Source organism: Dyadobacter sp. SG02 (assembly GCF_900109045.1).
Lineage (GTDB): Bacteria > Bacteroidota > Bacteroidia > Cytophagales > Spirosomataceae > Dyadobacter.
In genome coordinates this window covers 253,918-278,732 of sequence record NZ_FNYL01000013.1, presented here as the reverse complement: position 1 = coordinate 278,732, position 24,815 = coordinate 253,918, and the positions used below count along the sequence as shown (strand labels likewise).

Genomic DNA, 24,815 nt, shown 5'->3' with positions numbered 1-24,815 from the left:
GATATCCGAAAACAATGCTTGCATACACTGCGGTACCCACCGACGAGCTGTTCCGGCAGGGAACTACAATGAGGTTAGTCATCCAGTTTTTTGGATTTCTTCTTCGTTTTGGAGTAATACAATTCGGTTTTACCATGCTACCGACTACAAAAACGGCTACTAGGAGCCCGAAATGGCCTTTTTTATGGCGGGCCGTGCATGGCACGTGTTTGATCCGTCCATCAAGGTCCCGAAGGAAATGCAGGTGCATCCGCGGCAGACGAACGGCAGAGTTTCCACAACCAGAAATAACCCGAAACGATGAAAACATCCAGCTTTGAAATGGTCAATGCGAGGCCTATCCTGACAGATTTACGGTCGAGAATACAGGCATATGACGCTTCGCAAACGGTATATCTGAGCCGCGAACGGCCCACGCATTCCAGCGATCGCCCGGTATCGATGCTCGACATGAGTTCTTTCGGCATCCATGAAATCGTCCTTCCCGGTTTATTGCAGTTTTTAGGTATCAGAAGTCTTACCCTGGACAGCCCGTATGATCTGACCTCGCTGGCTGGTCTTCGAATTGACACAACACACATTGCCAGCGAACGCTACCCCTGGATATTCGTACGGAACGAGGCGATTATTTCCGAATTGCGCGCGCTGTTCAGCTGCTGCCGGACGGTCGCATTTGATAATTGGTCCAGCCTTACCGGTGCCTCCGATCTTTGGAGCGGGCTGCTTTATGACGTTATCAAACCGATCCGGAAAAAAGACCTCGAATTTATCTTTTATCTCGGCGATCCGCAGCACAGGCTGTCCTTCCAGGTAGATGAGGTACTCGACATTATCAGTGATTTTTCGCTGTATGGCAAAGTCACTTTTGCGCTGGACGAGAGCGAGGCAGGCAAACTGTGGCGGGTCCTGAACGGAATCCAGGCCGACGCGGGCATGGCGGACGAGGATGCAAGCGACCTGAACCGGAAATGCATTTCCATTTTCAGGACCCTGAACGTCACGCGGTTGCTGGTATACTCTGCTTCCAAGGCGGTTTTGTTCAGTGAGCAACAACAATTTACCCTGGCGCGGATGCGGGCCGCACCCGTCCTCGAAATGGCTACCGACGCCCGTCAGAACTTCATTACCGGTTTCAGCATGAGCTTGCTGCTGCAATTGGAGATCGCCCATTGCGTCGCCTTCGGGCTGGTCGTTTTCGGCAGTTTTGGAGAACGGTCCGGGCGCCTGGACCAAAAGAACCTGCTGGCTTACATTGACCAGTGGATCGACGACCTGGAAAGGCCCGACACCATGCATCTTTATCAGGAATCACCGGGGTAGCGCCCACCCCCTGCGAGGCAAGCGGAATGGCCGATCTCCTGCCCGGCCGCCTTGGATAATAAGTGCCCAAAAGTCTCCGTATAGTCACATGCGTTCGATGCCGGGCAATTCGATGCCCGGCAATTTGGAGAACGAAAGCGCAAAACCGATCGATAGTCCATTCTAACCCAAACAGCGATGAACGAATTTCTCTTGGTAATCCACCGGGACTTGACGAGCAACGATGCCAGGCCCTCCCCGGATGAAATGAAAATGGCCGTGAAACCCTACCAGGACTGGATAGCCGGTATTGCTGCCCGGAACAAGCTGGTTGGACCGCCCAGGCGCTGGGATGCGGACGGTCGTTTTATCCAAAGGGGTAACCCGGTGGCAAGCGGGCCTTACACTGCGGGCAAAACGTCTATCGCGGGCCTGTTTCTGATCCGGGCAAACGACTACGAGGAGGCGGTTGAAATCGCCGGAGCGTGCCCGATTATTCAATACGGCGCGGTGGTGGAAGTGCGGATGGCCATGATGCCCGCGCAATGATGTACAAAACAGGCTGGATGTGCTATGATTCTTTGCGACAATTTGCTAATTTTATTGACCTTGCCAGGTATAAAGAGGATATAGATGTCTTGCATATCTGTTCAATTATACTTTAATCCGGTTGTGTCATGAGCAGATCCTGCTACATCGCTATTTCACTGCTCCTATCGGCTTACCATTTTGAAGTAAAAGCATCATTCCTCTTCCCCCGGTTAACCCGGTCATTTGCCGACAGTGCGGCCCTCGCTCTTCCAGGCGCCAAGGCGGATACCAACAAGATCATCCTGCTATTGAAGCTTTCCACCTTTTACATCTATAAACCCGGGGAGGCGAAAGCAGATATGGACAGTGCAAGCACCCACCTTGTCTCCGCTCTTTCCCTGAGCAACCGGCTGGGCTACAAAAAAGGCCAGATCATGACCTTGCTCACATGGAGTATTTTGTTCTCCGAAACCGGCGACCGGCCCCGTGGCGTGAGGATTACCAAAAAGGCTATCGGGCTAAGTGCTGCCGGAGGTGAAACGCTGCTTTCGGCCATCGCGTGGTTTTACCTGGGTGAAACCTACCCGCAAAGCAATGAAGGGCTGATCGAAAAAGCCAAATGCTTTTGGCAGGCAAAGGCGCTCTTCAAGAAAGCCGGTGACAAAGAATCCGAAATCGACATGCTGGGAAGGATTGCCGACATACATTATAAACAGGGAAATTACGCCAAGGCACTCAGTGAATTTGAAAATGTCCTCGCATTATTTCGGTCCATCAACGGCCCGTTGCACCTCACGTACAATATGCTGACGGAGGTGAGTAACTGCCTCGGAAATTACCAGGAGTCGATCAAATACGGACATGCGGCTATTGAAACCGCCCAGCAGGCAAACGACACGATATTCATTGGTTTTTTCTATTCGAAACTGGCGTCCGCCTACTACGATCTGGGCCAGTGGGAGCCGGGGATACTGTATCTTCAGAAAGCACTGAATGTCTTTTCCAGTCAGCATGAAACCATGATGGTACTCAGCACCGGCAACGGGATTTGCAGGGGAATGGTGAATATGGGCCATGCAGGAAAAGCGATCGCATTTTACAATGACCTTGTCGAAAAAAATCCTCCCAACAACATATTCGCCAAGTTGACCGTGGCCAAAACGTATGGCCATTGTTACATGGGCATCAAAAACTACGGCCTGGCGGAAAAGAGCTATAACACAATCATTTCGCTTCTGAAAAGCGTAAAAAACGAAGATATCGACTTCGTGGATATCTATAAGGACATTGGTAATTACTATCTGACGATCAGGGAATACGACAAGGCCAGGCATTACCTCAGCGAAGCATTGCACATCAACCACCGCAATGGTACGGTACGGCTCGTATCGCAGCTGCATGCGATGCTTTTCAAAGTGGACTCTGCGCAAGGGAATTACCTGAGCGCGATACGCCATCAGCAGCAATTCAAGTCGCTGAGCGATTCGATTTTCAACGAGGCCAAAAGCAGCAAGATCGCCACTTTGCAGATCCAGTACGACAGCAAGGAAAAAGAGCAGAATATCGCATTGCTCAACCGGCAGAACGTTATCCAGCAGGCTAGTATCCGCCAGAAAGAGCTGGAACGAAATGTCACAATCGGCGGTGCGTTTATGCTGCTTTTGTTTTCCGGCCTTATTTACAATCAATACCGTACCAAAAAGCGGAACAATGAACAACTCACTTTGCAACAAATCGACATCAGGCAGAAAAACAGCGCCCTGCTCAATCTTGTCGAGGAAAAAGAGTGGCTTTTAAAAGAAGTGCACCACCGTGTAAAAAATAACCTCCAGACCGTAATGGGCTTGCTGGAAATGCAGCTTGCCCATCCGACCCAGAGTTTGATCACCGTGATCCGGAACAGCCAGCGGCGGGTTTTCGCCATGTCGCTGATCCACCAGAAACTTTACCAGTCCGATGACGTCAGGATCGTGAAAATGAACCTGTACCTCAAAGAACTGGTCGAATACCTTCAGGATAGCTTTGTCGTAGATAAAGCCATCCGTTTTGAACTGGACCTCGACCCTGTCGACCTGAAAGTGGCCAGGGCTATTCCGCTGGCACTCATATTAAACGAGGCCATAACCAACGCGTTGAAATATGCGTTTACCGACCGAAACGAGGGACGGATTGTCGTGGCCATGAAAAAGAAACCGGACGGACAGGTACATTTATCCATATCCGATGACGGCGTCGGGTTACCGAAAGACCTGAACTGGCTGAATATCAATTCCCTGGGCATGAAACTAATGACCGGATTGAGCGACGATATCAACGCCCGTTTTACGATCGAAAGCAACCAGGGCACTACCATCTCCCTGGTTTTACCACCCGAGCAACCCGAAGCACGGTAATTTCTATTCTAAGGCCCCAAGCATTACTCACTGCCGACGGCTGACAACGATTTTTTAGCTTTCAGGCTTTTTACAATCACCATGAGTACGAGGCCTGCCATGATGATCGACGAAATAATAGCAACGATCTTGAAAATGGCCATATTGGTCAGTAGCTGGCTTTGCACCAGCGTATTCCTGAACAATATGCTTTTCCCTGCACTCGCAGCCTGTTCCGCGGCAAAGCCCTGGGATGCGAACAACCGGGTGTAAGCACCCGATCGCTCCGCAAACAGGAAATTGGTGTCGGAAAGGAATGCTAGAAAATTCTCTTTATTGGATTGATTATAAAACAATTGCAACGTATACAGTCCCGCACTGCTGTTTAGCCCGGCTGCCAGGCGTGCTGCCGCGGCGACGGTAATACCGGCAAATCCCGTGTAAGACGGCAGGGCAGCCACCGAAAAGCCGACGAGCGGAACGAAGAGCATTCCGCATGCGACACCCTGCATGAAGACCGGCAAGGCCAGATCGCTGAAAGATAAATCCGTACTGAATATTTGGTACATCCACCAATGGTAAGCCAGCATTACCCCGAAGCCGGCAATCATGACAAGTGGCCTTTTCTTGTCCAGCCGGATCATGAGCCAGGCCGTGCATGCCATGGAGGTCACCAGCCCGGTGAGGTTTACGGCCGCGAGCTGCATAATGTCGTTGCTGTTCCACCTGAGCACACCGCCGGTCAGGCCGTAGATCAGGGTAATGGTGTCCTTCATACCATAGAAGAGCGTCAGCAATATAATGCCGATGATAAACTGCTTGGACTTGAAAATGTGCAGGTGGAGGTAGGGCCGCCTGCGCCGGCTTTGGCGGATAGCAAATAAAGTCACACCCACCAAAGCGCCAAACGCGGCAGAACACACACGCACATCACTAAACCAATAGTACCTTGGGCCGTACAGGAAAACATAAACCGTTAACAAGAGAATTCCCGTGGCCAGCAGAAAGCTGATCCAGTCGACCTGGTAGAGCGGATACGGTTTTACATCCGACTTGCTTCTGAAAATGAGCAGTATCAGCAGTATGCAGATGGCCTGTGCAAATATCAAAAACAGATAAATATGCTGCCACGCCATGCGGTCGGCCACGGCGGCGGTTGCAAGCCCGGCGACGGTAATGCCGCCCAATGCCGAGCCATAAAACATCGAAGAACCGATGATTTGTCCCGGACCGGGTTTCAACAAACCGAAAATAAGCGTGAGCATCCGACCACCAAATGCGGCGGTAAGGAAGCCGGTCAGGAGCCGCAATACCATAAAAACGTAAATGTCGCGCACCTGCATGCTCAGGAAACTCATCACGATCGCCAGCAGCATGATCGTGATCAGGTAACTCCGGGCTTCGAAGTAGCGCAGCAACCGGAACTGAATGGGCAGGAAAGCGATAATGCCCACATAAGTAATCTGCATGGAAAAAGTTACATCTTCCGGCTGCGCGCCGAATGCCCCCAGGACATACGCCTGGTTCAAGGCATATAATCCGAATGGCGAAAGGCCCACGAGCAGCATTGCCACCAGTATCAGGTACAGTAGCGGTCGCTGGCGCACCACCCAACGCTGAAAGTATTCCGGGTTGTTCATCGCTGCTGGGCTTTGGCAATCGCTACTGTCGCATTCATTCCTACCTTCACGGCATTCAGGTCGGGATCGGTGAGCCTGATCTTCACAGGAACGCGTTGTGTGATTTTCACAAAATTACCGGTGGAATTATCGGGTGGCAGTAATGTAAATTTCGACCCGGTAGCGCCGGCGATGGATTCGATCTCGCCGTGGTACGTTTTGCCCGGCAATGCATCCAATGCAATCGTAACCTTCTGCCCTGGTTGCATTTCTGCAACCTGCGTTTCCTTGTAATTGGCAGTTACCCACTTGTTCCCCTCGTTAATGATCGATACAAGCGGCTGGCCGGGCTGGATTTGGAGGCCTTCATGAATGGTCCGACGTCCTAATCTTCCCGTAAAAGGAGCTGTAACCACAGTATAGCCCAGATTTACCCTGGCGAAATCGAGTATTGCCGTCTTGCGTTTGATATCGGCCAGCAGCAATGCTTCACGGGCTTCGAGTTCTTTGATACGGGAAAAACTGGTGGTGAGCGTGTGCTGCGATGCATTGTATTCGCTGGAAGCGACATCGTACCTGGCCTTCACCTGCTCAAACTCCTGGCCCGTTACCGCTTCTTCCTGCAACAGATTCCGGAAGCGTTTCATATCCTGCTCCTGTTGCCACAGCCTCGCTTTGGCCGAGGATATCTGGTCCTCGTTAACGGTTGTGGCTGTACGCGACGCGCGGATGGACGTGTGCAGTACGATGAGCTGCGCGCGGGAATCTTCCAATGCAGCCTCGGCTTCCGTCACGCGGATCCGGTATTCGCGGTCGTCCAGCACCACCAGCGTGTCGCCCTGGTGAACGATCGCATTCTCTTCGAAACGTATTTGGGCAATGTACCCGCCCACCCGGGCCGATACGGGATTTACGTAAGCTTCCACCTGCGCGTCGTTGGTCTCTTCGGCCTGGCTTTGTTTAAAAAAATACTGGCACAGGTAATAGAGGATTGCGGCAACGATCATCAGCGTAATGGCCGTGATAGTCAGGTCGGCGAGGGATTTATTTTTCTTGGTGGTTTCCATGGTAGTGATGGTGAGGTGATTTATAATTGGCCTTGCGCGTAAAGGAGTTTGTAATAAAAAATCCGTTCGTCGGCTTGCGCTCTGACCAGGTTGTAATTGGATTCCAGAAAAAGATTGTCGGCATCCAGCAAATCCGTCAGCAATGCCGACTGGTTAAGATATTTGGTATTGGTGATCCGGAGGTTGGTACGCGTTTGCTCGATCGATTCTTCGGCAACCCTGATCCGGCTCAGCGATTCGTGGTATTTGATTTGTGCCGAGCTGATTTCCGTGCCTACCTGATCCGAAACCGCCTGCTGTTGAAGGTACATTCCCGCGAGGCGGGCACGGGCGGCCGTCATTTTTTGCTTGGAATGATAAAATGCAGAGAGGTGAATGCCTGTTTTAATACCCACAAAACCCACCGAGTACCACTGTGCCACCGGGGGAAAAAACAGGGTGTTGGGATAATTAAGCCCGTAAGCGCCCACCAACTGAACCGTCGGAAGGTAGCTGCTTTTGATGAGGCGGATGCGCGACTCCTGCAATCTGATATTCTCGCCGAACCGTCGCAAGAGGTAGGAGTTGTTGGGCTGATGCAGCATATCTTCAGTTGCGTAGGCGTTTCCGGCCGGCATTTGACCTGGGTTCCGGGTAAGTATTCTGGTGGAATCAGGGAGGTTCAGCAGTACGTTCAGCCGGTGGTTCGCGATGGTAAGGTCGTTGGACGCCTGTTCCATGTTGAGCTTGTTGGCCGAAAGTATTACCTGGGCACGCAGGAGGTCCGTCTTTGTTACCCGCTGGTTCTCATACAGAGAGGTGATGTTTTTCAGCCTGATCTCGGCGCGCTTGATTTGCTCCCCTATCAACGAGTCCAGTTTGCCCAGCCGCACCATTTCCATGTATTGTACCACGGTTTGTAAAGCCACATTGCCCTGGAGGTCGGCCGTATTGATCTTTTCAATCTTTGTCCTGATCCCCGCTTCTTCGATAAACGTCCGCTGGCGTCCACCCGAGTACAGCGTAAACTCCGCCCTCGTACCTGCATTCACGCCGTTCGGGCTGGGCCTGCGTGTGTGGGAATGCGCATCGGACAGACCGCTCTCGAAAAGGGTCAGTTTGGAAAAACGGTCATATTCGGCACCGAACGACCATTGTGGGAGGATCGCGTTTTTGGCGTCCTGATACTCGGCTGCACTCGCAGCCTCCTGTTGTTTGCTCGCGGCAACCGTCTGGTTCTGCGTCTTTGCTTTTTCAATGGCCTCCTCCAAAGTAAGGGGCAGCTGGGCGAGTACCGGTTTGGGCAATAATGCCAGTAACAGTACATTTGCCAGCACCATTGCGGGGATCTTTGTGAGAATCTTGGTATTCATTCTGTTCGTCATTTAGTTCGGAGCGCATTTCCCGCCGGGTTAAAACCGTGAAAAAAGCAACCTCTTTCTAATGCAAATTTCCTGACATATTCCCCCTTTTAATCGTCGATATTTCGGCACTTTTGGTCGGTTATACGGATATTTGCCCCCATATACTTTACCCATGAAGCCAATCCCCCAATACAATATCCGGCAGTTGCAAAGGCTGTTCCGCAAAGACGATGTGCCGCATGACTATTTTTTCGTCCGGGAAGACTCTTTCAACCTCTACGAGTCAGAGCCATTCCGCACGGAAACCTTTGCGATTGCTTTTCTGCGCAAAGGCACGTTCGTCGTGCAGGGGGGATTGGAAAGAAGCGAATTGGTGGCGCCATGCCTCTTCGCATTGGGCCCACACGTGATCCGGCAGTTTGACAGGGCGGACCAGGAACCGCTGTTGGAAATCATCTTTTTCACAGGAAAGTTTTTCCTCAACGATCTGTCGGACGTGTTTTTCCTCTCCAAATTCCCCTTTTTTGAACAAAATCAACCCTGCTTTGCCCAGCTCGACCAGACCCGGGAGAAGCAATTCATCGCATTGTACGAACAAATCCAGGCGGTATTGTCGGAAAAGCACCCCCACGAATCACAGTTGATCAGGAGTTATATCAATATCCTGATCCATGAATTTGATGCTGAATTGGGCAGCAGGACTGTGAATGTTACCGAAGATCACGGCACGCCGGCATTGGTGGCCAACTTCAAAACGCTGCTGGTGCGGGAATTTAAAGATCAGAGAACCGTCGGCTACTATGCCGAAAAACTGAATGTCACGGCAAAGCACCTGTCCGAATTGCTCAAAGAAAAGACCGGAAGATCGGCCAGTCAATGGATCAACGAGGCGATCATTCTCGAAGCCAAAGTATTGTTGCAACGTAGCGACTATACCGTTGCCAAGGTAAGCGAGCAGCTGAATTTTTCGGACCAGTCGGTGTTTGGGAAGTTCTTTAAAGCCAATACAAACATGTCGCCGGCGTCGTATAAAAAATCCGCAACGCACTCCTGAATTACCCGGCCCTGTCGAACAGTTCATTGCCCGATAGGACTCGACCCGGCAATTTCCTCCCGCATGACGGGAGCCATGGAATCAAACCGGATCGCAATCCGCGTCCCGTCATGGTTGCTCAATTCCAGGTTACCGCCGAACTCGCCCGTCAGGCCGCGTATCAATATGATTCCCAGCGATCCGGTTTTCCCTTTCAGGTACCGGTCCGGCAAACCGACACCATCGTCCCGGATGGCCAGCAGAATATCGGAACCGGGGGATTGCCTTTTCAACAAGACATCGATTTTGCCTTCGCGGCCATCGGGAAATGCGTGTTTAAGGGAATTTGTAATAGCCTCATTGAGAATCAGTCCGATAGGTATGGCTTGTGAAACGTCCAGATCGACCGGATCGACGTCGATACTGAGCCCTATGCCATCGAAATTGAAACTCTCCCGAAGGTATTCGATCAAATCCGTGACGTAATCGGGCATATTCACCACCGCCAGTTTATCCGACAGATATAATTTTTGATGGATCAGCGACATCGCCTGCACGCGATGCTGGCTTTCCTTCATGGCATTGAGCGCGTCGCCTTTCAGGAAAACAGATTGCGATTCGAGCAGGCTCATGACCGTCTGAAGGTTATTCTTAACCCGGTGATGCAGTTCGCGGATCAGCCATTCACGCTCCTTTACCATTTTTTGGAGCACACGATTGTTCTCCGCCGTGGCAATATTAATCTGTTGCTTTGTTTTGTACCGGTTGTAAAGCAGGATTAAAAAAAGAACGGAAAGGATCAGAAAGGCGGCCGTGATATTGCGGTTGCGCTTCGTTTCCGTCAGTATTTGATTTTGCAAAGCAGCACGCCGTTCAAGCTGACCGATGTCACGCGCGCGCATCCTTAATTCATTGTCCTTCCGTTCCGTATCGAACCGGACATTCAACATCGCGACCTGATCTTCTTTCTCTTTACTCTGCAGAGAATCTTTAAGGGCTTTGTGAAGCTGGTAATTTCTAATGGCGGAAAGGTGATTTCCATTTAAAGAATCCAATTGAAAACTCCACAGGTAATTATAGATAAGCTGATATTTCAAATTGCCTTCAAGGGACTGCGCACGATGCTTCAAAAGGTATTTATGTGCCTGATCGAGCTGCCTGGTGGCCAGGAAATGCTGCACGGCGGCGTTGGACAAAGCCATCAGGGTATTACTGACCAGCTTGTTTTCGTTGGCCAATGCAAGCATTTGATCGAAATACCTTTGCGCCAGCGCGTGCTTACCCAGATTGTCGCAGGCTTTCACGGCAATCGCATAAAGCCCTATTTTCGAACCGGGAGCCATGTCCGGGTATTTTTTGATCGTAGCCAGCGAATAGTCGATGGCAGCCTGGTAATGCGGATACTTACCCAGATTCTGGCGGTTCGCAAAATTTGTCGCGATAAGCGCTATACTGAAATTATCCTTGTGACGCACCGCCACGTCCATCGCCAATTGGTCATATTCGAACGATTTTTTGAAATCATTCGAGATAAAATAGGCGTAAGACAGCCGGTTGTAGATGGTACAAAGTTGCATTGAAGAGTCTTTCTGCGCGATCGCCACCTTCTCTGCCAACCTTCCGTAGCGGACGGCTTCGTCCATGATCCCCATTTTCGCATAAATGTATCCGATCAGATCATACACCCCGTGAATTTTGTTGTAATGCACAGCCCGGTACAACGCCAGCGACTGTTTCAATTCCGACAGGGCCACAAACGGCTCTTTGCCGATGATCTGCAAAAGGTCTCCTATTTCGCGCCGTGCATCCGCCTCTTCTTTTTTCGCTTTGGCCTTGCCATATGCCGCAGCCGCCTGCCTGACGACCTCCATGCGCTGGCTGATATTGTGGGCAAAATCGGCGTATTGAAAACGTTTCTGCATGAGCGCGTTCCCCTCACCCAGAAAGTTACCGATGCTACGGTAAATGCCCAGCGACTTTTCCAGCAAAACGGACGCCTCACCAGGCTTGCCGCTTTCAGCGCTAATCATCGAAGACAACAGACAGGCATCCGCTTCCCAAGATTTGTTTTTCTTTTCAAGACTAAAATCCATGGCCTTTTGGGCGAAACCCGCAGCAGTTTGCAGATCGCTTCCCGCCTCCCCGGGCCTTAAAAGATATTGGTAACCTGCTTTCAAAAGCGATGCGAAGTGCGCCTGGTCCGCATTGGAAATTGGGCTACGGGCCTTCTCCGCATGCAAAGGATCAGCCCCGGCGACCCGGAAAATAAGCAAAAGAATGATCAGGAATTGACAGGCGGTTCGCACCGGTGCGGGGGATTCTTTCATTGACGGGCAAAGGGTTGAGGAATCATTTCCGAAATCTAAGTAATTGCCGAGAGCTAAATGGTAAAAGACACCCGCAAATTGTCGTGCTTACACCTCATGCGCTTACGCGGTGTTACCTAATTTTGACAACAACTAAACCAGCAGAAACAAAATGAGAAAGATCAGGATTTTCGAACACATCTCGCTCGACGGGGTAATAGAACACGATGGAGACTACACCTATGGCGCCTGGACCACACCCTACCGCAGCCCTGCCGGGGCGGCAATGCTTTTGGAGGCGTACGGTACGGACTTTGACCTGCTCCTTGGGCGCCATACCTACGATATATTCAGCGGCTTTTGGCCGACCGCCGGAAATTTCCCGATGGCCAACGCAATCAATGCCGCGACAAAATACATTGTAACCCACCGGCCCGACAGCCTGGAATGGGGACCGGTAAAAGGTGTGAATGAGAATATTACGGAGACAATTCGTGAAATTAAGGCAACCGACGGCGCCGATCTGATCGTCTTGGGAAGTTCAACGCTGACGTCTCTCCTGCTGGACCATGGCCTGGCCGACGAGGTGGTACTCATCACCTACCCGGTTTTGCTTGGCAAGGGTAAACGCCTGCTATCCGACAGTTTTGACGCGCGGGAGCTTGCCTTTGTCGATTCCAGGTCCACGCCAACGGGTTTGCTGATCAATACTTACAGGCACATCGGATCACTGAAAGCGGCTAATAACCGATAATGCTTTCATCCGCCGACGCGATTTTCCCATAAGGATCAGCCAGAAACGAACGTACGATCGGGCCCATCGATTTTCCAATCACGCCATGTCCCTTGTCGATCAGCAAAAAGCGTTGGCTATTGGGCATGTAGTGGCTGATACGGTCGATGTACAATGGTCGGCACGCCGGGTCCATTTCGCCATCGGCTAAAAGGGCCGGCTTGTCGGAATAGTATGGCTGTTTCGTCTCCCGGTTGACCGGCGGTACCTTCCAGCAATCGCACATAGCCCGGTAAACGTCGTTGATGTGAAAACCGGCCAGGTAAGGATATACGCGATCCAGATCCCGGCGTACTTTTTCGGAATGGTAGGCCGTCTGGTCCGCACAATAAACGGACAACCGCATACCGTCCGGCGCGCCGTTCCTGCGGAAAAATTCGTTGAAATAGTGAAGCATATAAGGCTGATGCTTCCCTTCCATTATGTCCGTGACGATCCGGGCAAGATCTTTCCGGCCCGAATCGTCATAGAGCTTGTCGAGCACCACGGCTAACAGTTCGTTTTTGGTATACTTGATGTGAACGGAATCCTTTGTTCCCGCTTCGAGGTAAGGCAAGTCGAAGGTTTTTGTGGCGATAGCATTGAAATAAGTATGAAAACGGCTTCTGAGGTTGCCATAAAGTTTGCGCTGAACGGAATCCGCCGCCACTTTTTCGAAATAGATATGGAGCGCCTCCATAAAGTTTACCGGCTCGTCTTCGTCGATCGGCACAAAAGTGGGCAGCGGCGAATCGAGGATCAGCGAGCGGATGCGGGACGGATCACGTTGCAGAACGGCCGTCATCAACCCGCCGCTGTATGAAACGCCAAACAGGTTCACCGAATCGATCTTTAATGCTTTCAGAAGGTCATGGATGTCCGATACGGTTTCATCCGTATTGTACCCTGAGAGATCGATCCCCCGTTTTTCAAGTGCCGCCTTGTAGTTTTTAACGCCGACCACCGTCATACTGTCCTTGTCCAGGTTCCGGCGGACGGCATCTTTAAGCGCCTTGTCCAGCTCGAACGTACGCAGGTACGGCAATGCGAAACGCGTACCCCGCTGCTCAAAAACAATGCAGTCCCGGTGCTCGATAAACGGGCTTTTCGAAAGTCCTGCCGCGGCACCGAGCGAACTCCCGCCTGGCCCGCCCGCGGTATAAAGTACCGGATCATGATGTTTGTCGGGGTTTTTAGTTTTGACAACGATAAAGGGCAGCTTAATCAACCGGGAATTTTTCTTTTTCCGGTTTTCCGGCACCAGCAGGTAACCACATTGTTTTTGAAAACTGCTGTCGGGCAGATTCGGCCCGGAGGTATAATTTTTCTTTGCATTGTCCGGTACGATTTTCAATACCTCGGGGTCAATTTTGAAATCGCAGTCGCAAGTCTCGATTTTTGCTTGCTGCGCAAATGCCCCGCTACTTAAAAAGAAAATGGTCAGAAAGTGTACAATGCGCTGTGACATATTGCTATATTTTTTTCAAATGTAGCCGGGCGTCAGTATATTCGTCAAGGTAAAAAACGGACAATTTGAAAGAAATATTCGACCCGATTCGCGATCACTACACGTTTGCTCCGCCCTGCGGCGAGCTTTCGGACCATATTGATTTTTTCTCCGAATCTATCGTCCGTAGCGATGCGTTTACCGTCGAAATGTTTCCAAGCTGGACGCCCACAATGTACATTAACCTCGGTAACCCGTACCGGATTTCGCTGGACAATTTTACTTATTCAGTCGATAAAAGGGCGGACATTCTCGTGCTGAGGGATTTGCATACCACACGCCACAACCTGCCCGGCGACCGTATTTTCACCATTAAGTTTCAGCCTGGCGGCTTGGAGGCTATTCTGGGGATTTCGCAGGTGCTTTTGAAAGGAAAAGTAATACCGCTGCATCAAATCCTGCCTGTGCAATTAATAGACCGGTTAAAAAATAGCCCGTCCTTCGCCGATCGAAAGAAAATCACGGAAGAGTATTTGCTTGAAAAACATGATACAAGGATAATGGACCATTATCTGGCTTTTGTCCGGGATATCGCGGAAACGTATCAACAATCAGATTGGCAATTGAATGTAGGCCAACTTGCGGAAAAGCATTTTACTACTTCCAAAAGTATTAACCGCTATTTTCATCGTGTGATCGGCATCAGTCCCAAAGGATATTTCTCCATTCTCCGGGCCAGAACCGCGCTGACTGCCTATGTCAAACAGGAAAAATTTGACCCGTGCCGGTTTGGGTATTACGATAGCAGCCATTTTTACAGGGAAGCTGCAAAATTCACGGGAACAACGCTCGGGTAATGTTAAAGCGAAAGTTTTTCGGAAGCAATTTCAGCACCTGAAAATTCAGGAAAAGCAAGCTTTGCTACCACCCTGCCGGGTGCCGCTTCGATCAAAAAGTCGACATTCAGCAGCGCCGAGATATCCCGCACCAGAACCAGACCCAACCCATACCCGTTCATCCCCGGATTGAACGCAAACTGCCCTGACACGCTATGTCCGTTCATTCCCGGAGTGTCATTCAAAGGCGTGCCGGATAACGGATTTTGAATATACAGGCATAACCTTTCATCGACAACCTCACCCGATATTTCAATTTCCCCTCCCGAGGTATTTTTCGTGGCGTTGTCCAGCAGGTTATGAAGGATAACCCCGAGAAGATTCGTATTGCTGTGGACTGTCAGCTTTTCGTCCAGGAAAATGCGTAGCGTGTTGCCGCCTGAGGAGAGAATCTGTTCAAACAAACCGGCCTTTTGGCGGATCAATGCAGCCAGGTTTACATTACCCATTTGCAGCGCGCCCCGGTGGATTTGACTTTTCGCAAATTCCAGCAGGTTTTGCATAAATACCACCATATTATCCAGGCCGCGTTCGACTTGCAAGTTACTTTCGGCCGCCTGTTCCAGCTCCGCGCCCCCGATGAGCTTGCCGGTGTGTTTGGTCGCGGAGATGATGTATTGCAGGGGCGCATGCACGTCATGGGCTATGGACGCCACCACGCGCGTAAGGAGGTATACCTGGTGGTCCAGCTCCTCCTGTGACTCGCCCAGAAACGACAGCGCCTCTTCCAGGTCTGCCGTCCGCTCGGATACGAGCATTTCCAAAACGTGTTTTTGCTGTTCCGCCTCGATGGCCCGGTCCCGCTCCCTTTTTAATGCTTCCGCCTGCCGTTCGCGCTCTGTTTCAAGGAGAAAAATAATGGGTACCATAATGAGCCCCAGCAAGAGGCCGCGCAGGGAAAGCCGGATGGTGATAATCCAAAGCGGAAGATCGCGCATCGATTTGAGCGGATAATCCTCGAACATGCGGAACGATGCCAGAAAGAACAAGTTCGAAATCACCGCGCAAAGTGCCAGCGCGATCGCAATTTTTTGCCATTTGGCTAACCTGAGCCTGTGGTAAGTCTGATAACTCGACAACCAGGTTGCCATGCACATCAGCCAGATTACGATTTCCGATCCTACCAGACTTACCATATTAGCACCCTGGCCTTCGGAAAGCCGGACAGGCACGATCGCCAGGGTTACCACGGTGGCCATTGATGCACCGAGTTGCAGATTGTATTTTCTCACGGGGGACTTTACACGAACAATAAGCGTGCAATATAGCAGGTACTTGCCCCAACCCCGGCAATCGCTCGGGTTCATTGCAGAAAATTCATGGGTTATTACAATGCTGCCGCAGTGGCTCAGCGCTACTGATGGATAATCTTGTTCGACACGACGTAACCCGCCAGGTTTTTGGCAAACAACTGCGCGCCCTGCTCGCTCAGGTGGCACACATCGCAAAACATGACCGAATCTTTGGGCATCACGGCCGACATGTCGAACATATAGGATTTGTGCGTCTTGTGGACTTTCTCCAACATGGCATTATGAACCTGGATACCTTTTTTTACATTATCCGGTTTGCCCCAGGTCGTTACCGGCGATACTACGAAGCAAGGGGTAAAATACTTTTTATCGGCCTGCTCGCCTGTCAGCTTCACACCCTTTGGAAAAAAGGACGCGTATTTAACCAAAAGAATCGGCTCTTTCCTTTCATTGGCAAAACCGGCAATCGCACTGACATTATTATAATAGGATTCGGCGGTTTTAATATGGGCGCCGTATGAAGCCAGTGCAGGATCTACCTCGTCGTTACTGATATATTGCCTGTGTGCCAGTTTTTGCCGGACGGTTTTGATCACCAGATGAACCACGTAGGGAGCTACCGTTACATTCATTTCCGGGTGTGCGGCCAGCAGGTTTATCTCGTCGTACCATTTGATATGGCTGTAATCCGGGTGAAATAATTCATCGGAGATATTATTGGCCCTGTTTTCATTAATCGCCTCGTAGTAAATGACCAGATCGAACTTCCGGTCCTTTAATAATTTGTATTTGATCAGATTGTCGAGAGAGCTGTGACCGGGCATAGCCACATTGAAAAAGTTGAATTTCTTTATGCCAGGGTAAGATTTTTGAAAAAGTGTATCCAGACGCTTTTCCATTCGGGACCAATCGGTATTGACCACCGATCCTCCGAGTATTAAAATGTTGCGCGCATCCTTCTCAGGCCGCGCATCGGGCATTTTTTCTATAAATGGGTAATATTTTTGGGGAAGATAATTTGCGGGAAGGAAAAACGGATAGCCCAGGAAAAGCAAACCTAATCTGAGCATAAGCTCCATAAATAACAGCAGCAGCGTCGTAGCAACTAAAACCAGCAGGGTTTTTCTACCAATCATTCTAAATCTAATTCAGGGATAAAGGAAAATTTAACGTTATGCATACTTTGACACCAGCAGATTTGTCGCCGTTGCGAATCTGCCGAAAAAACATCATTTAACGTTACAAATCAAACAATCGAAAGATATTTTATGACAAATCTAATATCTGATCCCAGACATTACCTATTAATTAACGGTTAGAATTGAAATGCGCATCGTTGCGCCCAATGTCCACAACGGGCGCAATCCGAAACCCAACTTGCTGGAAGTCCGGCTATTCCAAAACCAATTTGTTTAAACAGGCATGGTTAGATTTCTCCTTTCCCGATCTTCTCGAAATAAGTAACCGCTCATACCCCTAACTAATCACTTGTCAAGCAGCTCATCCGACGACCATCTACGGTCGTCACCTTCGATGCTGTTTTCAGGTTCTTCGACGTTAACGTTGCCGCGACAATTATTGCCTTTTCTGATTCCTGCGGGGGAAATCCCGCAGTTTAAGTATTTGCTTTTTGTTTGAATACTCACCCTAAACCGCCTCTGCTTATGTAATTACTTCTTCAAAAAATACGCGGAAGGATTTCGATGTATTTCCGACTGCATCCGCACATCACGTGCCGTTATCTCACCTTTCTTAACTCAAATTCAAAACTCAATTTAGCATGAAGAAAAAAATATCGCTGCTTCTTCTGTGGTGCATGCTCATGGGAATCGGGGCCTATGCGCAAACGCAGATTTCAGGTAAAGTAGCAGACACCAATGGCAATGAATTACCCGGCGTAAGCGTGGTCGTGAAAGGTACTACCACCGGCACTACCACCGACCAGAACGGCAACTTTTCGGTAGCCGGTGCACAGGGTACCGTGCTGGTATTCTCTTTTGTGGGCTTTGCCACGCAGGAAGTGCCTGTCGGGGCCAAAACGGTGCTGAATATCACCATGGCGCCCGACGATAAACAGCTGAACGAGGTGGTCGTGATCGCTTACGGTACGGCCAAAAAGAAAGACCTCACCGGCGCGGTAACGGCCATCGATTCCAGGACGATTGCCGTGCAATCCAATTCGACGGTCACCCGGGCGCTGGAAGGCGTGGTACCGGGGTTGCAGGTTTCGTCGGTGGACGGCCAGCCCGGCCTGGACATGGGGATCAGGGTGCGCGGCGCGGGGTCTACGAGCCAGAACAGCTCCAACGCCCTGATCGTCATCGACGGGGTGCCGGCCGAGCATGAGAATGCATTATCATCCATCAGCCCGAAAGACATTGCGAGCATCAGCGTATTGAAAGACGCCGCTTCAACAGCCGTTTACGGATCGCGGGGCGCGAATGGCGTCGTGCTCGTAACTACCAAAAGAGGAGTTACCGGAAAAACGCGCATTTCGTTTGAAGGGCGCTGGGGCGTGAACTATGCCGGCGCCCTCAAATTCGATAAAATGACTGACGCCAAAGACATTTACGAATACGCCTGGCAGGCTGTCTACAATTCCGTGCGGTATGGTGTGGCAGGCGGGCCTTCCACCAACGGTACTTCGACGACCAATCTTAAAAACCCGAATATGTCGCACGAGCAGGCGGCCGAGTTTGCCAGCGCGCATTTGTTCGACTATACGGGCTCCACAACCAATTTTTCCGCCAACCTGTTGGGTAACTGGATGCTGTACGACGTACCAGGCGCCGTTTACACGCCCACAGGCACCGGTACGCAGGCCAGCGCAACGATGTCGGGGGCTTACCTGGTGAATACCGATGGAAAACTCAATCCGAACGCCCGGAAACTTTACGACGCAGGCAGCTACGACAATTATTTTCTCGAAAGCAAACTCCGGCAGGAATACAACCTCACCGCCAGCGGCGGTACCGAAAAGGTCGATTACTTTACTTCCGTGAGTTACCTGGAAGATCCCTCCTACATCCGGGGATCGAAGTTCGGCCGGTATAATGTGCGTTCGAATGTGAATGCGCAGCTATTCAGCTGGGTCAAAATCGGGGCTAATATCGGGTATACCAACCGTACCACGCAGTCGCCCGCGACGCGCTTCGGCAGGAATGCAGGTTCGGCGACGGCCAACGTATTCCGCTGGATCAACGGTCAGAGTCCGCTCATCTCGCTCTTTGCGCGGGATAAGGACGGCAACATCAAGAAGAATGCCGACGGCACCGACATGGTGCATGTGAAGCTGGGCGATACCTATTCGCCACTCGGCCCCACAAAAATCCCGACCTCCGAAGCCAACCTGATCAAATTGCTGGACGACGATATCGACAAACGCGTTTCCAACGACCTGAACCTGAAAGGCTACGCGACATTCAAACTCCTGAAAGATTTCAGCCTGACCACCAACATTTCCTATGACCGCTTTTCGGAGACCCGCACGCGGTACGGCAACAGCGGCACAGGACCGTATGTGGGTGTGGGTGCATTTGGTAAAACCTACCAGAATGTAGGGATACTGGATGCGCAGCAGCTCCTGAACTGGGCACACAACTATGGCCGCCACGAGCTGACAGCCATGGCCGGACATGAATACTATCAATACAACCTCGAAAACCTGAACTACAACTCCGCATACGGGCTGATCGACGGGTTTCCGGCTTACGCGAACTTCGTGGGCCGCTACACCGGCGGGACTTTCGCGGCGCCGGGAGGAAACGAGATCAAGACGGCCATGGAAAGCTTCTTCGGCCGCGCGAGCTACATCTACAACGACCGCTATTACCTGGAAGCCTCCGTTCGCCGCGACGGTTCTTCGAAATTCAAATATGCCAAAGACCGCTGGGGTACCTTCTGGTCGGTGGGCGGCGGCTGGCGGTTATCGACCGAGGAGTTCATGAAAGGCACGAATTCGTGGCTGAACGACCTGAAAATCCGTTCCAGCTACGGCGTTATCGGTAACCAGAGCGGGATCGGCAACTACTCGGGGTACCAGTTGTGGAGCTACGGCGCTACTTATACTTCGAGCACTTCCGGGTCTGGTATCCCCGCGGGCTACACCCTCACCCAGGGCGCGTTCGTCAATGATGGCCTCACCTGGGAGAATACCCACACGCTGGACGCCGGTATTGATTTTACATTATTTAAAAGGGTGCACGGGTCGTTCGACTGGTATAACAAGCACACGGTCAACTCGGTATACAATCAGCCGATCCCCTATTCGATGGGCCAAACCACCCTCACCAAGAACTCCGCGGGCCTGCGCAACAGGGGGATCGAGGTGGATATTAATGTAGATATCATCCGGACGAAGGACATTAACTGGACGGTCGGCGTCAATGGAACGCATTACACGACCGTACTCACCAAAGTTCCCCCGGGCGTAGGGTCGGCCCAGCTGAACGGCAACTGGACGGCCGGCATAGATGGCTGGGCTGCCAACGGAGGCGGATCGACCGGCGAAACTGCCTATTTGCGCGGCGTGGGCAAAGATTTTTACAATATGTACTTCTTCAAATATGGTGGTGTGGACGCCAATACCGGCCTGCCGCTGTTCCACCACCGCGTAACCCAGGCCGATCACGCCGGCGACAAGTTCACGGACACGCCGATCGGTTCCGACGTGAAAACGACAGACTACTCGCTCGCCAGCCGGTATGAAATGGGCAGCGCGCTGCCCAAATGGATCGGAGGTTTCAATACTACGTTCCGTTTCAGGCAATTTGACTTCTCCGCAATCCTCGCTTACCAGATCGGGGGCAAGTACCTGAGCGTGGAATATGCCAATGCGCTTTACGTGAACGGCAATATAGGCAGCGCACTTTCCAAGGAGTTAGTGGGCAACACCTGGACACCCGAAAATACCGATGCCAAATTCCCGATGGCGTTTTACGGAAGCACTTATTACACCAACGGCGCCACCATCGGAAGCTGGATGTATTCGGATCTCGCGCTGTTCAATGCCTCTTACCTGAATGTGAAGAACCTGTCGCTCGGATACAATCTGCCCGCGTCTGTGCTGTCCAGATTCAAAGCGAGCAACTGCCGCATCTTTGCATCGGCGGATAATGTGGCGATGCTCACCGGCCATTCCGGATTCGATCCCCGGATGTCGCTCGTGGGCGGCCTGGAAGTGGGAGGCTACTCCTACCCCTACATGAGCACGGTTTCTTTGGGTCTTAATCTAACTTTCTGAGGATATTTAAAAGGCATATCGACATGAAAAAATACATTTTCATCCTTCTGGCGACCTTCCTGTTCAGCTCGTGTTCCGACAAACTGGATATTACGCCGCCAAACAACATTACCGACGAGCAAATCCGCGAACTGCTGCTATCGGGCAATGCCGAGTCCATCAAGCTGGTGATGGGCAGCATGGCGAACAATATGCCGTTGCTTTTCAATTTTGCGGGGATCAATGGCGTGGGTTCGGCGGATATGTATTACAGCAACCAGGGCCTCGACATCATGCGCAACCTGGAAGGCAACGACATGGTGCTGGGCGACGTGGCAGGTCTCTCCGCGCTCGTGGGCGCACCCGAGTATGGGCTCGACAACTTCATTTCCAGTACGGCCAACAAAAACCTGGTTTACTGGTACTATGCCTGGAACTGCATTAGTCAGGCCAATAAAATGCTCAATTTCCTGACCGACGAGACCGTAGGCACTAACACCTTCCTGATGGATTGCAAAGCACGCGGCCTCGCCGTTCGTGCTTATGGCTACAATTATCTGATGGAAAACTATCAGGACGCTTTCATGCTGACCGGCAAGGACAAGCTCGGCCTGATGCTCTACGATTCGTTCTCGCCCACACAGCCCGGTAAGGCGCGGGCAAGTGCGCAGGAGACATACGCTTTCATCAAAGCCGATCTGAATGCCGCCAAAAAGCTCCTCACAGACGCCGGTACCGGGTACACCGCGGATGTGACGGATATCGATCTGGCCGTGGTCAACTTCCTGCTCGCAAGGGTATCCATATGGACCGGCGACTGGAATACCGCCCTCACCGCCAGCGACGAAATCCTGGCCAAATACCCCACCCTGATGAGCGAAGCACAATACGGCGGCAAAAATACCGGAACGGCGAAAGACCCCGTGTATCTACCTGAAAGCAATGGTTTTCTCAACAATGCATCCAATCCGGAGGCCATTCTTGGGTTCCCCGTCGGCCAGGCGAAAACGTACCATAATGCGTACACCAATCCATTCGGCGTAGGCAGCGGCGGCGTGACGCGCGCTTACAAGCGGATCGATAACCGGCTGTATGAAAAAATGGCTGCCGCAGACTATCGCAAAGCCTGTTTCATGGCGACGGACTTTGGCGATTACACCTATCCGGGCAACAATACGGTGGCATTCATTCCCAAATACACCAATACCAAGTTCGCCGCGACGCACGGGATCGGGAGCACCAACAAAATAGAAGTCGGTAATGTAACCTGCTACTACATGCGGACCTCCGAAGTGTTGCTCATGAAAGCGGAAGCACAGGCACAGCTCGCGAATGAAGCAGCTGCCAAAACAACCCTGAACATCCTTTTGGCCGCCCGTACCAAATCCGGCTCGCCGGCGCTGACCTGCGATACCTATCCGGCCATGGCCGGGCTAACCGCCCTGCAGATGGTGTACCTGCAAACCCGGATCGAAATGTGGGGCGAAGGCGGACGCGAGTTCTATAATAACAAACGGTGGAATATCCCCGTCGACCGCAACGGCTCCGCCAACCACCTGGCCAAGGTCACTTACCCGGTGGCGAATATGACCCTGCAAATTCCGGAGGAAGAGATTTTGTACAATCCGCTGGCGGTGCAGAATTAGGAAGTACTCCGTTTATTGTTACAAAAAGCCCTTCTCCCGATCGGGGAAGGGCTTTTTAATGGGCTTGCAATCTTACCGTTAAATAAACAAAATCGACCGGCAGATATTTTTTTCTTAAATTAATACAACTACGGCACCCCACGGCACTAACATGCCCGAAATATGAAACCAACTGTACTTATTTTCTACGCGAACAATCAAGGCCAGACGTACCTCGGCGAGCTCGATAAGGAATGCAAAGGGATCCAGCAGCTGCTCAATGCGGTCGAACGGCGCGAATACGAAGTTTCCCTGATTCCCCAGACCAGCATTTCCGATATCATCAAGGAATTGAATATTCCCGGCCGCCTGGTCGAGATCATCCATTTTTCAGGCCATGCCAATGATTCAGTGCTACTTTTCGGCGACAATGCGGCCGACGCGGCGGCCTTCGCCGATAAACTCAAATCGGTCAGAACGGTAAAACTGGCATTTCTGAACGGCTGCTCGTCGAAAGGGCAGGTCCGGTTTTTCCACGACGCCGGGGTGCCTTATGTGATCGCCACTTCACGACCGGTGGAGGATACCAAAGCTTCATGGCTCGCCAACCAGTTTTACAATTACCTCTCGCTTGGCCGGACGGTCAACGCGGCATTTGACGAGATTCAAAAGGACGCCCGGTTGCTGAAAACGGACCTCTCGCTGGTTGTCAACCGAGGTATCGGGCTTGCGCCCACGGGTCAGGAACCGGAAGAACTCGAATGGGGGCTCTACGCACTGGCCGATTCCGCGGAGTACAAGCTGCCGATCACCCTTCCCGCTGCCGGGCAAACGCCGCAAAACGGGGTCAGGCACACGAGGCTGCTCTCCAAAATGCTGGTAGCGCTGAAAAACCAGACCAGTCCCATTAGTACCAAATATAAAAACACGATTGCGACGATCGAGTTGCAGGGGGAGCCTGCCGACAAGATCATGGTGAGAAGCCTGCTCGAAATACTGCCTTACCCACTGGGCATAAGGCTTCAACAAATCAATGGAATCCCGCAGGACGATGGCGACCTGAGCGAATATCACCGGCAGCTGCTATACGATTACGCCCTCTTTTTTGAAACACAACTCAACCTGAGTACGATTTTGCTGCTGAGCCAGATCTGGCAAAACAAAACAGCTATCGACCTGTCTTTGCAGGAGACATTCAAACCGATAAGGGACTTTCTGACGAATAACAGGCTTAATCACTCCCTGGCCGACTACGCCGTCGTGATCCAGAAAGGGATTGAAATACTGAATACGGCGGGCATTGACAACATCATACCGAAAATCGAAAATGTCAGGGATTACCTTACCAGTGGTGCATTCGGGAAAGCCTGCGCATTCTTCGACGTCAACAAAAACTACTTCTGGAGTCACATCAGGCTCAGCCAGGAAGAAGCCGTGGAGCGATGCTACGCGTCCCAGGAGCACATTATAGGCGGCCTACCCTACTTCTCCTTTGTGGTTGAAAACATCCTGACATCGGTACGAGACGTGGATACGATCAATTTCCGGCACGTGGACAAGTATTTTGCGAGCAGCGTGTCCCAGTTGGTGGCGGTATCCGAAGATGCCGGAAGCAATTTTATGATGAACCCCAGTCCGATGGAAAACAAGTCGATTTTATGCTTTTCCAAATATGACTACGACCCTTCGACACCTTCGATCAATCTTTTCCCCTTCCTGCTGGACCGGAATGTGTTCATCAAGCAGGCGGCGACAGAGATCGACCTGTACCTTTTCCTCGGCTTTTTCAGCGATGAAATGATCACCAACCTCTCCATTCGGAAAGTCGGGAATCCGTGCTTCTATTTTATGTCTTTGAAAAACCCGCAGAAAATATGGCGCTTCAATGACGAGGACCCTTCCGGTTCCGACCTCGCGCATATCGACGATGTGGTAGCCGAAACTTACCGACAAAACCACCTGCTCACCAATGCGGGGGAGCTCAATACCTACCTGAGCAAATTCAAGACTTTTTTTATCGCCTCGTAAACC

The 24,815-nt window shown here is 51.4% G+C and carries 16 protein-coding genes; 9 read left to right on the top strand and 7 right to left on the bottom strand.

The window, feature by feature from the left end:
• Window positions 1–300: 300 nt before the first annotated feature.
• The 3 genes from BMW93_RS27075 to BMW93_RS27065 all read left to right on the top strand — a co-directional run bounded on the left by BMW93_RS27075 (window position 301) and on the right by BMW93_RS27065 (window position 4,223).
• Window positions 301–1,320: a hypothetical protein gene (locus tag BMW93_RS27075; RefSeq protein WP_090383807.1), complete on the top strand. Its 1,020-nt coding sequence runs from the start codon at window positions 301–303 to the stop codon at window positions 1,318–1,320.
• A 177-nt stretch (window positions 1,321–1,497) separates the two neighbouring features.
• Entirely contained in the window at window positions 1,498–1,848 is a 351-nt protein-coding gene (locus BMW93_RS27070; RefSeq protein WP_090383804.1) for a YciI family protein, read from the top strand.
• Between the two features lie 128 nt (window positions 1,849–1,976).
• On the top strand, window positions 1,977–4,223 hold the full coding sequence (locus BMW93_RS27065) for a histidine kinase dimerization/phosphoacceptor domain -containing protein (RefSeq protein ID WP_090383801.1): 2,247 nt from the start codon (window positions 1,977–1,979) through the stop codon (window positions 4,221–4,223).
• 23 nt (window positions 4,224–4,246) lie between these two features.
• Here the strand turns inward: BMW93_RS27065 and BMW93_RS27060 are convergent, their stop codons facing one another.
• The 3 genes from BMW93_RS27060 to BMW93_RS27050 are packed head-to-tail and all read right to left on the bottom strand — an operon-like array spanning window position 4,247 to window position 8,240.
• Window positions 4,247–5,842 carry an MFS transporter gene (locus BMW93_RS27060; protein WP_090383799.1) on the bottom strand — a complete coding sequence of 532 codons (1,596 nt, stop codon included), beginning with the start codon at window positions 5,840–5,842 and terminating at the stop codon, window positions 4,247–4,249.
• The gene (locus BMW93_RS27055; protein ID WP_090383795.1) at window positions 5,839–6,888 is read right to left on the bottom strand and encodes an HlyD family secretion protein; all 1,050 of its coding nucleotides are present in this window, start codon (window positions 6,886–6,888) and stop codon (window positions 5,839–5,841) included. Before BMW93_RS27055 ends, BMW93_RS27060 begins: the two co-directional genes overlap by 4 nt.
• A gap of 20 nt (window positions 6,889–6,908) precedes the next feature.
• Entirely contained in the window at window positions 6,909–8,240 is a 1,332-nt protein-coding gene (locus BMW93_RS27050) for a TolC family protein (protein WP_177194212.1), read from the bottom strand.
• A 163-nt stretch (window positions 8,241–8,403) separates the two neighbouring features.
• Between BMW93_RS27050 and BMW93_RS27045 the strand changes: the two genes are divergently transcribed.
• Window positions 8,404–9,285, top strand: a complete 882-nt coding sequence (locus BMW93_RS27045) for an AraC family transcriptional regulator (RefSeq protein ID WP_090383789.1) — start codon at window positions 8,404–8,406, stop codon at window positions 9,283–9,285.
• 23 nt (window positions 9,286–9,308) lie between these two features.
• Here BMW93_RS27045 and BMW93_RS27040 read toward each other — a convergent pair whose 3' ends face one another.
• A complete protein-coding gene (locus BMW93_RS27040; protein ID WP_090383786.1) occupies window positions 9,309–11,591 on the bottom strand; it encodes a sensor histidine kinase in 2,283 nt (760 codons plus the stop codon).
• A 151-nt stretch (window positions 11,592–11,742) separates the two neighbouring features.
• Here BMW93_RS27040 and BMW93_RS27035 point away from each other — a divergent pair, with 151 nt between their 5' ends.
• Complete coding sequence (locus BMW93_RS27035) at window positions 11,743–12,324, top strand: dihydrofolate reductase family protein (protein WP_090383782.1); 582 nt, start codon at window positions 11,743–11,745, stop codon at window positions 12,322–12,324.
• Here the strand turns inward: BMW93_RS27035 and BMW93_RS27030 are convergent.
• Window positions 12,311–13,810: an alpha/beta fold hydrolase gene (locus tag BMW93_RS27030; RefSeq protein ID WP_090383779.1), complete on the bottom strand. Its 1,500-nt coding sequence runs from the start codon at window positions 13,808–13,810 to the stop codon at window positions 12,311–12,313. The two genes, BMW93_RS27035 and BMW93_RS27030, sit on opposite strands and share 14 nt — an antisense overlap.
• 65 nt (window positions 13,811–13,875) lie before the next feature.
• Here BMW93_RS27030 and BMW93_RS27025 point away from each other — a divergent pair, with 65 nt between their 5' ends.
• Complete coding sequence (locus BMW93_RS27025; protein WP_090383778.1) at window positions 13,876–14,646, top strand: AraC family transcriptional regulator; 771 nt, start codon at window positions 13,876–13,878, stop codon at window positions 14,644–14,646.
• Between the two features lie 2 nt (window positions 14,647–14,648).
• Here the strand turns inward: BMW93_RS27025 and BMW93_RS27020 are convergent, their stop codons facing one another.
• Window positions 14,649–15,917 carry a sensor histidine kinase KdpD gene (locus tag BMW93_RS27020; protein WP_177194211.1) on the bottom strand — a complete coding sequence of 423 codons (1,269 nt, stop codon included), beginning with the start codon at window positions 15,915–15,917 and terminating at the stop codon, window positions 14,649–14,651.
• 122 nt (window positions 15,918–16,039) lie between these two features.
• On the bottom strand, window positions 16,040–17,074 hold the full coding sequence (locus BMW93_RS27015; protein ID WP_090383774.1) for a hypothetical protein: 1,035 nt from the start codon (window positions 17,072–17,074) through the stop codon (window positions 16,040–16,042).
• Between the two features lie 644 nt (window positions 17,075–17,718).
• Here BMW93_RS27015 and BMW93_RS27010 point away from each other — a divergent pair.
• The 3 genes from BMW93_RS27010 (at window position 17,719) to BMW93_RS27000 (ending at window position 24,812) form a co-directional block, all read left to right on the top strand.
• Window positions 17,719–21,180 carry a SusC/RagA family TonB-linked outer membrane protein gene (locus BMW93_RS27010; protein WP_090383772.1) on the top strand — a complete coding sequence of 1,154 codons (3,462 nt, stop codon included), beginning with the start codon at window positions 17,719–17,721 and terminating at the stop codon, window positions 21,178–21,180.
• A 23-nt stretch (window positions 21,181–21,203) separates the two neighbouring features.
• A complete protein-coding gene (locus tag BMW93_RS27005; RefSeq protein WP_090383769.1) occupies window positions 21,204–22,805 on the top strand; it encodes a RagB/SusD family nutrient uptake outer membrane protein in 1,602 nt (533 codons plus the stop codon).
• A gap of 162 nt (window positions 22,806–22,967) precedes the next feature.
• A complete protein-coding gene (locus BMW93_RS27000; protein WP_090383767.1) occupies window positions 22,968–24,812 on the top strand; it encodes a CHAT domain-containing protein in 1,845 nt (614 codons plus the stop codon).
• Window positions 24,813–24,815: the final 3 nt, after the last annotated feature.